This window comes from Frigoribacterium sp. CFBP 8766 (assembly GCF_014841435.1).
Taxonomy (GTDB): Bacteria; Actinomycetota; Actinomycetes; order Actinomycetales; family Microbacteriaceae; genus Frigoribacterium.
Genome location: NZ_JACYTX010000001.1, coordinates 584,297 through 597,787, shown reverse-complemented (window position 1 = coordinate 597,787; position 13,491 = coordinate 584,297). Strand labels below are relative to the sequence as shown.

General features: G+C 71.6%; 12 protein-coding genes and 1 pseudogene. 5 read left to right on the top strand and 8 right to left on the bottom strand.

Going from position 1 to position 13,491, the window contains the following annotated elements; translation table 11 throughout:
• Positions 1-66 precede the first annotated feature (66 nt).
• On the bottom strand, positions 67-876 hold the full coding sequence (locus IFT90_RS02885) for a glycosyltransferase family 2 protein (protein ID WP_371740972.1): 810 nt from the start codon (positions 874-876) through the stop codon (positions 67-69).
• A 31-nt stretch (positions 877-907) separates the two neighbouring features.
• Here IFT90_RS02885 and IFT90_RS02880 point away from each other — a divergent pair, with 31 nt between their 5' ends.
• The gene (locus tag IFT90_RS02880) at positions 908-1,459 is read left to right on the top strand and encodes a metallophosphoesterase (protein WP_192040885.1); all 552 of its coding nucleotides are present in this window, start codon (positions 908-910) and stop codon (positions 1,457-1,459) included.
• Here the strand turns inward: IFT90_RS02880 and IFT90_RS02875 are convergent.
• Positions 1,456-2,430, bottom strand: a complete 975-nt coding sequence (locus IFT90_RS02875; protein WP_192040884.1) for a thioredoxin domain-containing protein — start codon at positions 2,428-2,430, stop codon at positions 1,456-1,458. The two genes, IFT90_RS02880 and IFT90_RS02875, sit on opposite strands and share 4 nt — an antisense overlap.
• A 276-nt stretch (positions 2,431-2,706) precedes the next feature.
• Between IFT90_RS02875 and IFT90_RS02870 the strand changes: the two genes are divergently transcribed.
• Together IFT90_RS02870 and IFT90_RS02865 are read left to right on the top strand one after the other, a co-directional pair.
• The gene (locus tag IFT90_RS02870) at positions 2,707-3,807 is read left to right on the top strand and encodes an ABC transporter ATP-binding protein (RefSeq protein ID WP_123547868.1); all 1,101 of its coding nucleotides are present in this window, start codon (positions 2,707-2,709) and stop codon (positions 3,805-3,807) included.
• 204 nt (positions 3,808-4,011) lie between these two features.
• Positions 4,012-5,322 (top strand): DUF4032 domain-containing protein, encoded by a 1,311-nt coding sequence (locus tag IFT90_RS02865; protein ID WP_133738344.1) that lies wholly within the window; start codon positions 4,012-4,014, stop codon positions 5,320-5,322.
• A 118-nt stretch (positions 5,323-5,440) separates the two neighbouring features.
• Here IFT90_RS02865 and rlmB read toward each other — a convergent pair whose 3' ends face one another.
• From rlmB to IFT90_RS02845, 4 genes and pseudogenes are all read right to left on the bottom strand, one after another.
• Positions 5,441-6,481 carry a 23S rRNA (guanosine(2251)-2'-O)-methyltransferase RlmB gene (rlmB, locus tag IFT90_RS02860; RefSeq protein WP_123547866.1) on the bottom strand — a complete coding sequence of 347 codons (1,041 nt, stop codon included), beginning with the start codon at positions 6,479-6,481 and terminating at the stop codon, positions 5,441-5,443.
• Positions 6,478-7,896, bottom strand: a complete 1,419-nt coding sequence (gene cysS, locus IFT90_RS02855; RefSeq protein ID WP_192040883.1) for a cysteine--tRNA ligase — start codon at positions 7,894-7,896, stop codon at positions 6,478-6,480. Before cysS ends, rlmB begins: the two co-directional genes overlap by 4 nt.
• Before the next feature lie 134 nt (positions 7,897-8,030).
• Positions 8,031-9,347: pseudogene (gene ispD, locus IFT90_RS02850) on the bottom strand (2-C-methyl-D-erythritol 4-phosphate cytidylyltransferase); the annotation flags it as partial.
• Positions 9,337-9,819 carry a CarD family transcriptional regulator gene (locus tag IFT90_RS02845; RefSeq protein WP_043597211.1) on the bottom strand — a complete coding sequence of 161 codons (483 nt, stop codon included), beginning with the start codon at positions 9,817-9,819 and terminating at the stop codon, positions 9,337-9,339. The pseudogene ispD and the gene IFT90_RS02845, both read right to left, overlap by 11 nt.
• Positions 9,820-9,954: 135 nt before the next feature.
• Here IFT90_RS02845 and IFT90_RS02840 point away from each other — a divergent pair, with 135 nt between their 5' ends.
• On the top strand, positions 9,955-10,584 hold the full coding sequence (locus IFT90_RS02840) for a hypothetical protein (protein ID WP_192040881.1): 630 nt from the start codon (positions 9,955-9,957) through the stop codon (positions 10,582-10,584).
• A 109-nt stretch (positions 10,585-10,693) separates the two neighbouring features.
• On the opposite strand, the gene IFT90_RS02835 is transcribed toward IFT90_RS02840, so the two are convergent.
• Complete coding sequence (locus IFT90_RS02835) at positions 10,694-11,380, bottom strand: response regulator transcription factor (protein WP_123547862.1); 687 nt, start codon at positions 11,378-11,380, stop codon at positions 10,694-10,696.
• Positions 11,377-12,567, bottom strand: a complete 1,191-nt coding sequence (locus tag IFT90_RS02830; RefSeq protein ID WP_192040880.1) for a cell wall metabolism sensor histidine kinase WalK — start codon at positions 12,565-12,567, stop codon at positions 11,377-11,379. The genes IFT90_RS02835 and IFT90_RS02830 overlap by 4 nt, the downstream gene beginning before the upstream one ends.
• Before the next feature lie 193 nt (positions 12,568-12,760).
• Between IFT90_RS02830 and phoU the strand changes: the two genes are divergently transcribed.
• On the top strand, positions 12,761-13,414 hold the full coding sequence (phoU, locus tag IFT90_RS02825) for a phosphate signaling complex protein PhoU (RefSeq protein ID WP_192040879.1): 654 nt from the start codon (positions 12,761-12,763) through the stop codon (positions 13,412-13,414).
• The last annotated feature ends 77 nt before the right edge of the window (positions 13,415-13,491 follow it).

The following is a 13,491-nucleotide window of genomic DNA, read 5'->3' as shown; positions in this document are numbered from 1 at the left end:
TCGGTGCGCCGGTCTCGGCGGCACGGGTCGTCGACCCCAGCGGTCGACCGCACCCATCGAACCGCGTCAGCGTGCCCGAGGGCCGGATCTCGCCCGGCGTGCCCCGCCCGATCCGCCGCCCGTCAGCCCCGCGCGCAGCGAGAACGGGTCGCGGCGCCACCAGCGGACGAACGGCACCCCGTCCCGTCCGTGCACCGCGAACGACCGGACGGCACGCGTGCTGCGGAGCCACTGTCGGCCGCCACGCGCGAACGGGCGGGCCGAGATCGCCGTGACGACGTCGCGGCGCCACACGATGCGCCCCGGCTGCCCGAGCACGAGGTCGCCGAGGTGCACCGCGAGGTCCATGTCGTCGTGCAGCCCGGCGTCGCGGCGGTGCACCTCGTCGCGCACCGCCTCCCAGGCCGAGCGCCGCATCATCATCGTCGAGCCGAAGAGCGGCCAGTGCGCGAGGCCGGCCCCGACGAGCACGTGGTAAGCCCCGACGTAGCCGAGCGAGAGGATCCGCTGCAGGCCCACGGGGGCGTCGTAGAAGCGGGCGCCGGTGCTGACCGCGACGGTCTCGGGGTGCTCGGCGAAGCTGCGCGAGAGCTCTGCGACCCAGGTGCGCGGCAGCACGCTGTCGGCGTCGCAGCGCCCCACGAGGTCGCCGAGCGCACCGTCGTAGCCGGTCGAGGCCGCGGCGGCGATGCCGACGACGGGCTGGTGCAGCACGCGGGCGCCCGCGGCGAGCGCGACGGCGACGCTGTCGTCCGAGCTGCCGTTGTCGACGACGACGACCTCGTCGGGCAGCACGGTCTGGCGGGCCAGCGACCGCAGGCAGACCTCGAGATGACGTGCGTCGTCGCGGACCGGGATCACGACGGAGACACGCACGGCCCCATCCTGCCCGCCTACCCTGGGCGCCATGAGCACCTCCGTCGTCGTCGTGTCCGACACCCACGTCCCGCAGAAGGCGAAGGCCGTGCCCGCGGCCGTGTGGAGCGCGGTCGAGAGGGCGGACGTCGTCGTCCACGCGGGCGACTGGACCGGCGTGCCGCTGCTCGACGAGCTCGAGGCCAGGGCCCGCCTCCTCGTGGCCGTCTGGGGCAACAACGACGGCGACGACCTGCGCGCCCGCCTGCCGGAGGTGGCCCGCACGACGATCGACGGGGTCCGCCTCGCCGTCGTCCACGAGACAGGGCAGAAGGAGGGGCGCGAGACCCGGATGGACCGCGCCTTCCCCGAGACCGACCTGCTCCTCTTCGGCCACAGCCACATCCCGTGGGACACGACCACCCCGGCCGGCCTGCGGCTGCTGAACCCCGGCTCGCCGACCGACCGTCGGCGCCAGCCGCGGGCCACCTACCTCACGCTCACGCTCGACGCCGGCGCGGTGCGCGACGTCGCGCTGCACGAGCTGCCGCTGCGCACCGACGCGCTCGACGGGGTGCTGCCGCACCCCCGCATGACGACCTAGCCGGCGGGCGTCTCGGCCGGCGCCTCCTCGGCGGGTGCCTCGGTCGACGCGGGCGTGGGCGTCGCGGTCGCGGCGTCCGCGTAGCTGTTGCCGGCGGCGGTCACGACGAAGTTGCGGAACTCCTCGTTGGTGAACGGCTGGCTGAACTCGTACTGCTGGCCGTTGACGAGCACGGTGGGGGTGCCGCGGAACGACTGGACGTTGCTGTTGGGCAGGGGACCGTCGAGCGCGCGCTCGGTGGCCGCGCCCACCCACGACGCGAACTCCTGGTCGTCGATGCACTGGGTGATCTGCGACGCCGACGTGACCCCGTCGACGCCGGTCGCGATCTCGGCCAGGCGGGCGTCGTCGAGACCCCGCGTGCCCTCTTCTGGCTGGTTCTCGAACATCGCCGTGTTGAAGTCGAAGAACGAGTTCGGCGAGTAGTTCGCGACGCACGCCGCCGCGTTGGCGGCACGGTTCGAGTACTTCGTGCCGAGGGAGCTGTTGGTGAGGATCGCCACCGGGTGGTACTCGACCGTGGCCGCGCCCGACGAGACGAGGCCGGCGATGTACTCGTTGTTCGCCTGCTCGAAGCCGCCGCAGATCGGGCACAGGTAGTCGAGGTAGATCACGATGTCGACGGTGTCGGACGACGCGGTCGTCTCGGTGGCCGTGGGCTCGTCGTCGGCACCGAGGGCCGGGGTCGTCTCGGCCACGAAGTCCTGGCCGATGCGGATGCCGTCGCTGGCCATGTTGGCGGGGCCGGGGCCGGCGGGACGGATGCTGTTGGTGATCACGACGACGACGGCCACGACGATGGCGAGCACCACGACGACGAGGCCGCCCTGCAGCAGCCAGCGGCTCGTCTTCTGGCGCCGCTTCTGCTTCTTGCGGGCGAGCTGGGCGCGCTCACGGGCGGCTGCGCGGCGCTGGTTCTTGGTCGCGTTCTTGCTCAGCGGCTCGGAGCCTGAGGGGCCGATGTCAGTCATGGAACGGTTCTCCGATGCGCGACGAGGTCGCGGTCGCGTCGTAGGGGGCTGAACGGGCCCGAGGAGGTGGAGGGCCCGGTCGATGGTACGAGCGCGGACTGGGAAAAGTCCAAACAACCCGTGGCCGGATCGTGACTCCGTGGCCCCCGGAGAGGTGGGGATGAGTCACCTCCTGTGGCATGCTGGGCGGAGTGGTCACCGCTGACCCAGGGTGATCACCAATCCGTTCACGAAGGATCGTCCGGCACGTACCTGCCGGTGAAGGAGAAATGAATCATGGCGTCCGTGACGTTCAGCAAGGCAACCCGTCTCTACCCCGGCTCGACCCGTCCCGCGGTCGACGCGATCGACCTCGAGGTCGCCGACGGCGAGTTCCTCGTCCTCGTGGGCCCCTCGGGCTGCGGCAAGTCCACCACCCTGCGCATGCTCGCCGGCCTCGAAGAGGTCAACAGCGGCGACATCTTCATCGGCGACCGCAACGTCACCGACGTGCCCCCGAAGGACCGGGACATCGCGATGGTGTTCCAGAACTACGCGCTGTACCCGCACATGACCGTCGCCGAGAACATGGGCTTCGCGCTCAAGATCGCCGGCGTCGGCAAGGAGGAGCGGGCCACCCGCGTCCTCGAGGCGGCCAAGCTGCTCGACCTCGAGCCCTACCTCTCGCGCAAGCCCAAGGCCCTCTCCGGTGGTCAGCGCCAGCGCGTCGCCATGGGCCGCGCCATCGTGCGCCAGCCGCAGGTGTTCCTCATGGACGAGCCGCTGTCGAACCTCGACGCCAAGCTGCGCGTGCAGACCCGCACCCAGATCGCCTCGCTCCAGCGCCGCCTCGGCGTCACCACGGTCTACGTCACGCACGACCAGACCGAGGCCCTGACCATGGGCGACCGCATCGCGGTCCTCAAGGACGGCGTCCTCCAGCAGGTCGGCACCCCCCGCGACCTGTACGAGAAGCCGCAGAACGTCTTCGTCGCCGGCTTCATCGGCTCCCCCGCGATGAACCTGCTGCCCGCCGACGTCGTCGCCGGCGGCATCCAGTTCGGCACCGCGGTCACCGCCGTCGACCGCGACACCGTCGGCCAGGCCAACGGCACGAGCGTCACCATCGGCGTCCGCCCCGAGGACGTCGTCGTCAACACCGCCGGCGAGGGCCTCGCGGTCACCGTCGACGTCGTCGAAGAACTGGGTGCGGACGGCTACCTCTACGGCCACACCGAGGTGAGCGGCCAGCGCGTCGACATCGTCGTGCGCGTCGACGGTCGCAACCACCCCAAGCTGGGCGAGACCATCCACATCACGCCCCAGGCGCACCACGTGCACGTCTTCGACACCGAGTCCGGCGAGCGCCTCGGCGACAAGGCCGTCGTCAGCGCCTAGCGACACCCTGATCGGCCCGTCGAGACCGTCCGGAGCAGCGCTCCGCACGCCTCGGCGGGCCGTTCGGCTGTCCGCTGCCGCAGCTCCTGCGTGACTCGGCCCGCGCCTCCTGCGACACTGGCCCCAGCCGTGCGTCCGTCTCCCGTCAGACCGCCGGCTCCTTCGCCCGCACTCCCCCGGTCCCGCCACCCCCTGAAAGCGACCATGAGCGACTCCCTCAACATCACGTCCGCCACGGCCGACCCTGCCCTCCTCGACCTGCCCTGGGCGCTGCCCCTCGACGAGTGGCCCGACGACGCGATCGCGACCCTGCCGAAGGGCATCTCGCGGCACCTGGTCCGCTTCGCGCACCTCAGCGGCTACGTCATCGCGATCAAGGAGACCTCGGGCGAGATGGCCCGCGGCGAGTACGAGATGCTCCGCACCCTCCAGCGGATGGACATCCCCTGCGTCGACCCGCTCGCCGTCATCACGAACCGGCACGACGTCGACGGCAGCCTGCTGAACCCCGTGCTCGTCACCCGGCACCTCAAGTTCTCGCTGCCCTACCGGGCGCTCTACTCGCAGACGCTGCGGCCCGAGACGGCGACGCGCCTCGTCGACGCGCTCGCCCTGCTGCTCGTGCGCCTGCACGTGATCGGCTTCTACTGGGGCGACGTGTCGCTCTCGAACACGCTCTTCCGTCGCGACGCCGGGGCCTTCGCGGCCTACCTCGTCGACGCCGAGACCGGCAAGCTCTACCCGGGCGGCCTGTCGAACGGACAGCGCGAGAACGACCTCGAGGTCGCGCGCGTCAACATCGCCGGCGAGCTGCTCGACCTCGAGGCCGGCGGCCGCCTCGACGACAACCTCGACGCCGTCGACGTGAGCAACGGCATCGTCGCCAAGTACCGCAGCCTGTGGACGGAGCTCACCGGCAGCGAGACCTTCGACAGCTCGGAGCGCTGGCGCATCAACGACCGCGTCGAGCGGTTGAACGACCTCGGCTTCGACATCGAGGAGCTGGCGATCAAGACCACCGAGGGCGGCACGCAGGTGCGGATCCAGCCCAAGGTCGTCGACGCCGGGCACCACTCGCGCCGTCTGCTGCGCCTCACGGGACTCGACGTCGAGGAGAACCAGGCCCGCCGCCTCCTGAACGACCTCGACGCCTACCGCCTGCGCACCGGCCAGATCGACGCCGACGAGGAGATGGTGGCGCACGAGTGGGCCGCCCGTGTCTTCGAGCCCGTCGTGCGGTCGATCCCCCGCGAGATGCGCGGCCGGCTCGAGCCCGCCGAGGTGTTCCACCAGCTGCTCGAGCACCGCTGGTACCAGTCGCAGCAGGAGGGCCGCGACGTGCCGATCGCCGAGGCGCTGACCTCGTACATCAACGACGTGCTGCGCCACCGCCGCGACGAGCGGACCGTCATCGCGCCGGCGACCGAGTCGATCCGGCTGCCCGACGACGAGCTCGACGGGGACGACGACGAGGCCGAGGACGACGAGCTCGAGGACTGGCGCGCGAAGGTCTGACGACCGCGGCCGCCGGGCACCAGACCGCCGAACACCCCGGAGTGGACGGAACACCCCGCATCGACGGGGTGCTTCGTCCACTACGGGGTGTTCGCGACTGGGCGAGGCGAAGGAGGCGCTACTTGCGCTCGGCGCGCAGCTTCGAGATCTCGTAGAGCGTCACGCTCGCGGCCATGCCGGCGTTGAGCGACTCGACGGCGGTCGTGATCGGGATCGACACCACCGCGTCGCAGGTCTCGGCGACGATGCGCGAGAGGCCCTTGCCCTCGCTGCCGACGACGACGACGAGCGGGCGGTCGGCGAGCTCGAGGCCGGGCAGCATCACGTCGCCGCCGCCGTCGAGGCCGAGCACGAAGACGCCCTGCTCCTTGAACGACTTGAGGGTCTGCGTGAGGTTCGCCGCCATCGCGACGGGGACACGGGCGGCGGCGCCGGCCGAGGTCTTCCAGGCGGAGGCGGTGAGGCCGACCGAGCGACGCTGCGGGATGATGACGCCCTGGCCGCCGAACGCGCCCACGGAGCGGATGATCGCGCCGAGGTTGCGGGGGTCGGTGATGCCGTCGAGCGCCACGAAGAGCGGGGTCTGCTGGCGCTTGACCGAGGCCTCGAGCAGGTCGATCGGGTGTGCGTACTGGTACGGCGGCACCTTGAGGGCCACGCCCTGGTGCACGGAGTCGGGGCCGGTCAGGCGGTCGAGCTCGGGGCGCATGACCTCGAGCACGGGCAGCCCGCGACGGGTCGCCAGCGTGAGGATCTCCTTGGTGCGGTCGTCCATCTCGATGCGCGCGGCGATGTAGAGCGTCGAGGCGGGGATGCGCGTGCGCAGCGCCTCGAGCACCGAGTTGCGGCCGGTGACCATCTCGCTGTCGTCCGCCGTCTTCGGGCGTCGACGCGGCGCCTCCTGCCCGCCCCGGCCGGCCACGGCCGACCCGGCGCGCGGGCCGTTGCCGGCGCGGCCGCGGGCGGCGTCGAGGCGCTCGCGCGCCGCCTTCGCCTTGCCTGCGGGGTGGTACGGGCGGTCCTCCGCGGCGGGTGTGGGCTTCTTGCCCTCGAGCGCCTGGCGCCCCTGGCCGCCGCTGCCGACCTGCTTGCCCTTGCTGCCCTTGCGGACGGCGCTGCTGCTCGGCCGCCCCTTGTTCGCTCCGCTGGTGTTCTTCACTGTTCGAGGCTCCAATGCGACCCGCTGGGGGTGTCTTCGATGGTGATGCCGGCGGACGCCAGCATCTCGCGTACGCGGTCGGCCTGCGCGAAGTCGCGCGCGGCCCTGGCTTGCTGACGCTGTGCGAGGAGGGTCTCGACGATGGTACCGAGCGCGCGGTGCGCGTCGCCCTCGTCGGCTCCGCGCCACTCGGGCGCGAGCGGGTCGACGCCGAGCACCGCGACCATGGCCTGCACGTGCTGCCACTCGCGGGCTGCCGCGTCGAGGTCTCCGTCGTCGAGCGCGGAGTTGCCGGTGCGCACGGCGTCGTGCAGCACCGCCAGCGCCTGCGGCACGTTGAGGTCGTCGTCCATCGCCTCGGCGAAGTCGTCGGGGACGACGCGCGCACCGACGCCGGCGAAGCGGGTGCCGGCGAGGCGGCGGCCGGCACGGGAGAGGAACGTCTCGATCCGATCGAGGGCCGCCTCGGCCTCGAGCAGCGCGCCGTCGTGGTAGTCGATCGTCGAGCGGTAGTGCGCCGAGCTGAGGAACCAGCGGACGACGACCGGACGCGCCGCGGCGAGGAACTCGCTCGCGAAGATCGAGTTGCCGAGCGACTTCGACATCTTCTGGCCGTCGACCGCGACGAGGCCGTTGTGCAGCCAGTGGGAGGCGAAGGCGTCGCCCGCGGCCGTCGACTGCGCCAGCTCGTTCTCGTGGTGCGGGAACCGCAGGTCGAGACCGCCGCCGTGGATGTCGAAGGCGGTGCCGAGGTAGCGGCGCGACATGGCCGAGCACTCGATGTGCCAGCCGGGACGTCCGTCGCCCCACGGCGACGACCACGCGGCGGACGCGGGCTCGTCGGCCTTCGCGCCCTTCCACAGGGCGAAGTCGCGCGGGTCGCGCTTGCCGCGGGGATCGGCGTCGGCGGCCGGCGCCATGTCGTCGAGGCCCTGGTTCGTCAGGGCGCCGTAGGTCGGCCAGCTAGCCGTGTCGAAGTACACGTCGCCCGAGTCGTCGGGCGCGACGTAGGCGTGGCCCTTCTCGATCAGCGTCGTGACGAGCTGCTGCATCTCGGTGACGCTCGCGGTCGCGCGCGGCTCGTAGGTCGGCGCGAGCACGCCCAGCGCCTGGTACCCGGCCGTGAACTCGAGCTCGTAGCGGTACGCGCGCGCCCACCACTCCTCGTCGGTGCCGCTCGACAGGGCGAGGATCTTGTCGTCGACGTCGGTCACGTTGCGCACCAGCGTCACGTCGAGCCCGCGGTAGGTGAACCACCGGCGCCACAGGTCGTAGACGAGGGCGCTCCGGAGGTGGCCGATGTGCGGCGACGACTGGACCGTCGGTCCGCAGACGTACAGCCCGACCTTGCCGGGGACGAGGGGGACGAAGTCGACGAGCGCCTGCTCGCGCGAGTCGTAGAGGCGGATGGTCACGCGGATCGGTCCGTTTCGGTGGTGTCGGTCTGGTCTGGCCGGTCGGTCTGGTCGGGCTGGTCTCGGTGGTCGCCGGTGCCCGTCGTCGAGGTGCCCCGAGGAGGCGCGGTCCGCTCCCGAGGCTCGACCACCGACACCAGCGCGGTGGCGATCGCGGTCACGCCCTCGCCGCGGCCGGTGGCGCCGAGCCCGTCGGTGGTGGTCGCGGAGACGCTGACGGGCGCGCCGACGACCTCGATGAGGCGCGCCTCCATCTCGAGGCGGCGGGCGCCGATGCGAGGACGGTTGCCGATCACCTGGACCGCGACGTTCACGACGTCGAAGCCCGCGTGCGTGAGGCGCTCGAGCGCCGCGGTGAGGAAGACCTCGCCGCTCGCCCCGGCGAAGCGCGGGTCGGAGGTGCCGAAGACCGAGCCGATGTCGCCGAGGCCCGCGGCGGAGAGCAGGGCGTCGACCACGGCGTGCGCGACGGCGTCGCCGTCGCTGTGGCCGGCGAGGCCGGCCTCGTCGGGGAAGTGCAGGAGGCCGAGGTGCAGCGGCTCGTCCGCGTCGAAGGCGTGCACGTCGACGCCGAGGCCGGTGCGGAGCCGGTCCGCGGCGGCACGGACGCCGTCGGCGGGAGAGGATCCGCCGGATCCGCCGGCGCGCTCCGCGACCAGCGTCTCGGCGCGGCGCAGGTCCCAGCTCGTGGTGATCTTGAACGCGGCGGGGTCGCCCGCGACGACGACGACCTCGTGGCCGGCCGCGGCGAAGAGCGCCGCGTCGTCGGTGAACTCGACGACGGGAGCCACGTCGTCGGCAGCCTCGACCTCGGGGGTCGTCACGGCACCGACCACGGCGGCGGACGCGTACGCGGCGTCGAGCTCGGTGCGAGGGAACCCCTGCGGGGTCTGGACGGCGACCAGCTCGGAACGGTCGACCGTGCCGACGACCCGGCCCGCGCCTCCTGCGGAGACCTTCTTGATCGTGTCGGTGACCGGCAGCCCGGGGACGACGCCGTGCCCCGTGGCCTCCACGGTCTCGGCGACGAGGTCGAACTGGCTCGTGGGCGTGAAGGGGCGTGCGCAGTCGTGCACGAGCACCGTGCGCACGTCGGGCGCGACGGCGGCGAGGCCGGCCGCGACCGACCCCTGACGGCTGTCGCCGCCGACGACGACGGTCACGTGGTCGGCGGCGACGCCGGCGACGTCGCGCACGAGGACGGTCGCCTCGTCGACGAGCGCGGCGGGCACGACGACGACGACGTGCGTCGGGACGGACGAGGCGAAGACGGCCTCGAGCGAGCGCTCGAGGATGCTGCGGCCCGCGACCTCGACGAAGGCCTTGGGGCGGCCCTGGGCAAGTCGGGTGCCGCTGCCCGCCGCTACGACGACGACCGCGCGGACGGTGCCGCCGAGGGGTGAGACCCCGGGGGCGCCGACCGCGCGGTCCTCGGTGGTGCTAGGAGGCAAGAACCTCGTCGAGGACGCTCGACGCCTTCTCTTCGTCCGTCTTCTCGGCGAGCGCGAGCTCGCTGATCAGGATCTGACGAGCCTTGGCGAGCATGCGCTTCTCGCCGGCGGACAGCCCGCGATCCTGGTCGCGGCGCCACAGGTCGCGGACGACCTCGGACACCTTGATGACGTCGCCGGACGCGAGCTTCTCGAGGTTCGCCTTGTAGCGGCGGGACCAGTTGGTGGGCTCTTCGGTGAAGGGGGCGCGGAGCACGTCGAAGACGCGGTCGAGCCCTTCTTTGCCGATCACGTCGCGGACGCCGACCAGGTCGACGTTGTCCGCGGGTACTTCGATGGTCAGATCACCCTGGGTGACGCGAAGCTTGAGGTACAGCTTCTCTTCGCCCTTGATGATCCGCTTCTTGACTTCAGATATGGTCGCGGCCCCGTGATGGGGGTAGACGACGGTCTCTCCGACCTCGAACTGCATGAATCAGGCTCCGTTCTGCGGCACCCAGGATAACATGCGCACCCCTCGGCCAGGCATGCCTGACAAGCCGGGGTGCACGGCATCGCCTAGGCTAGACGAGAACCCTTGCCGTGAACTGGAACCTGGAGGTCACCCGTGCGAGTCGGACCTGTGCTCGAGACGAACTCGACGGTCGCCCGTGCGCGACGCTTCTCCCGCGGGGCCGCCGTCACCGCGACCGCCCTGGCCGTCGTGACCCTGGTCGCGGGCTGCAACTTCATCAGCCCCCAGCGCACCACCAAGATCTACGACGCGAGCGACGGCACGAGCATCACGGTCGGCGACGTCAAGGTCCGCAACGCGATCGCCCTGACCGACGACGGCGCCGAGGCCAGCCTCGTGATGACCGTCATCAACGAGAGCGACGACGCGGTCGAGGTGTCGTTCCAGTACGAGACCGAGTCCGGCGACGAGACGCAGACCGTCGAGGTCGAGGCCCGCTCGCAGGTCGACCGCGGCACGAGCACCGACGTCGACCAGTTCGTCATGACCGACCTCGACGTCACCCCCGGCCAGCTGCTGCCGGTGTTCGTCCAGTACGGCACCGAGACGGGCAAGATGCTCCAGGTGCCCGTCCTGACCGGCGCCCTGCCCGAGTACGCGACGCTGCTCCCCACCCCGACGCCGAGCGGCGAGGCGGTCGAGCCCGGCGAGACGTCGACCCCGTTGCCCGAGAGCGACGTCCAGGAGGCGGAGCCCAGCCCGTCGGCCACCGCCGACCGCTAGCCCCGGCTGCCGCAGCACAGCGGCCACACGAGAGAGGCCCGGCCCCGCAGACGCGGGGGCCGGGCCTCTCTCGTGTGGCCCCACGACGTGTCGTCGCGGCGACGGGGCGCTAGGCCTCGATGCGGTACCCGAGCCCGCGCACCGTGACGAGCGCCTTCGGCTCCGACGGCACCGGCTCGATCTTCGAGCGGATGCGCTTGATGTGCACGTCGAGGGTCTTCGTGTCGCCGAAGTAGTCGGAGCCCCAGACGCGGTCGATCAGCTGACCGCGGGTCAGCACGCGGCCGGCGTTCCGCATCAGCAGCTCGAGCAGCTCGAACTCCTTGAGGGGCATCGCTACGTCCTCGCCGCGGACGGTGACGACGTGCCGCTCGACGTCCATCCTGATGTCGCCCGCCTCGAGCACGCCGTCGGCGAGGTCGTCGTCGTCGTCGACCCGGCGGCGCAGCACGGCGCGGATGCGGGCGAGCAGCTCCCGCGTCGAGTACGGCTTCGTGACGTAGTCGTCGGCGCCCAGCTCGAGCCCGACGACGATGTCCACCTCGCTGTCCTTCGCCGTCAGCATGACGATGGGCACCTGCGACTTCGAGCGCAGCACCCGGCAGACCTCGGTCCCCGGGATGCCGGGGAGCATGAGGTCGAGCAGCACGAGGTCGGCACCGGTCTTGTCGAAGGCGGCCAGGGCCGAGGGGCCGTCGTCGGCCACGGTGACGCGGTAGCCCTCGCGCTCGAGGATGAACGCCAGGGGCTCGCTGAGCGACTCTTCGTCCTCGACGATCAGGATGTGGGTGGTCATCGGGTATCGGTGTCTCCTCGTGTGGTGACCGGGATGGGGACGCTGCGGGTCTCAGGACGGGTCTCGACCTGGGGCAGACGGACGGTGAAGGTCGACCCGCTGCCGACCTGGGACCAGACGCGCACGTCGCCGCCGTGGTTCTGCACCACGTGCTTGACGATGGCGAGGCCGAGCCCGGTGCCGCCGGTGCGTCGCGAGCGTGCCGGGTCGACTCGGTAGAAGCGCTCGAAGACGCGCTCCAGTTCTTCTTCGGGGATGCCGAAGCCCTGGTCGGTGACGGCGACCTCGACCGAGCCGTCGCCGCCCGAGGCGAGGCCGATGCCCACCCGCGAGCCGTCCGGCGAGTACGCGATGGCGTTCGCGACCAGGTTGTCGACGGCCGTGACGAGCATGGCCTCGTCGCCGAGCACCTTCGCGCTCTTGCCCCCGCGCACGATGAGCTCGACGGACCGCGCCTCGGCGACGACGCGGTTGCGGTCGACGGCGGTGTCGACGACCGACCGCAGGTCGATGGTCTGCGACGCCCCGAGGGCGTCGACGGCCTGCAGGCGCGACAGCTCGATGATGTCCTGCGTCAGGCGCCCGAGCCGGTCGGCCTCCTGCGTGAGGCGGCCCGCGAAGTGGCGCACCCGGTCGGGGTCGGCCGAGGCGGCGTCGAGCGCCTCGGCGAGCAGGCCGACGGCACCGATGGGGGTCTTGAGCTCGTGGCTGATGTTGGCCACGAAGTCGCGGCGCATGTCGTCGAGGCGTCGGCCCTCGGTGTGGTCCTCGGCGAGCACGAGCACGTAGCGGCCGCCCAGGGCCGCCGCCCGGACGCCGAGCTGGATCGTGGCCTCGGAACCGGGGAGGCGCGCGAGGGTGAGCTGCGCCTCCTGCGGCTCGCCCTCGTGGCGCACCCGGCCGACCATGGCCTCCATCTCAGGGTGGACGAGGTGGTGCTGCGCCGAGACGAGCCCGAGCTGGGTCGCCGCCGCCGACGCCTTGAGGACGTTGCCCGACGGGTCGACCACCATGCCGGCGGACTCGAGGGCGTCGAGCACCGCGTCGATGCCGTCGGGCAGGGTGCTGTCGACCAGGGCCGCGACGCGCGCGGCTCGGTGCTGCGCCGCCACGACGACGAGCACGATCGCCGCACCCACGACGGCGCCGAAGAGCAGCGACGCCGGCACCAGCCAGGCGGAGTCCATGCGGTCGACTTTAGTGAACAGCCGGGGGCCGGATCGACCGCCCCCTGCCCATCCGCTGTACTTTGGTGACTGTTCAGTCGCTGGGCACCAGTCGTTAACCTCCACCCGAGAGAGTCGTCTGGAATGTGCGGGCGACGTCGTCTGCGGCACGGGCGCACACCCGCCCCGACACCACGAGAGGTCCCATCACCACATGCGCGAGGTATTCCAGCAGGAGCTGCAAGAGGTGCAGGAGCGCCTCGTCGAGATCGCAGGCCTCGTCGCGATCTCGATCGACAACGCCACCACCGCCTTCAACGAGTCGAACGTCACCCTGGCCGAGAAGGTCATCGCCGACGACGACCAGATCGACCAGCGGGCCATCGCGCTCGACGAGCTCGCGATCGACATCCTCGCCCGCCAGAACCCCGTCGCCCGCGACCTGCGCATCGTCGTGAGCGCGCTGCGCATCAGCTCGTCGCTCGAGCGGATGGGCGACATGTCCGAGCACATCGCCCAGCTGGCGCGCTACCGGTTCCCGGAGAAGGTCGTGCCGAAGTCGCTGCGCCCCACCTTCAAGGAGCTCGGCGAGCTCGACGTCGCGATCGCGCGCAAGCTGACCGAGCTGCTCACGACCGAGGACGTCCGCCTCGCGGAGGAGATCCGCAACGACGACGACCGCATCGACGAGCTGCACCTCAGCGTCTTCGACAAGGTCCTCGGCGAGACCTGGAAGGGCGCCGCCGTCGACACCGTCGACTCGACCCTCGCGTCGCGCTACCACGAGCGCTTCGCCGACCACGCGGTGTCGATCGCCAAGAAGGTCCAGTACCTGGCCACCGGCGACTGGGTCGCCCCCGAGGCCTGATCGGCCCTCCGTCTCTCCTCATTCAGGAACATCGGTCCTGAATCGCGTAACTCAGGTGCCGTGAGTCCTGAGTCGTG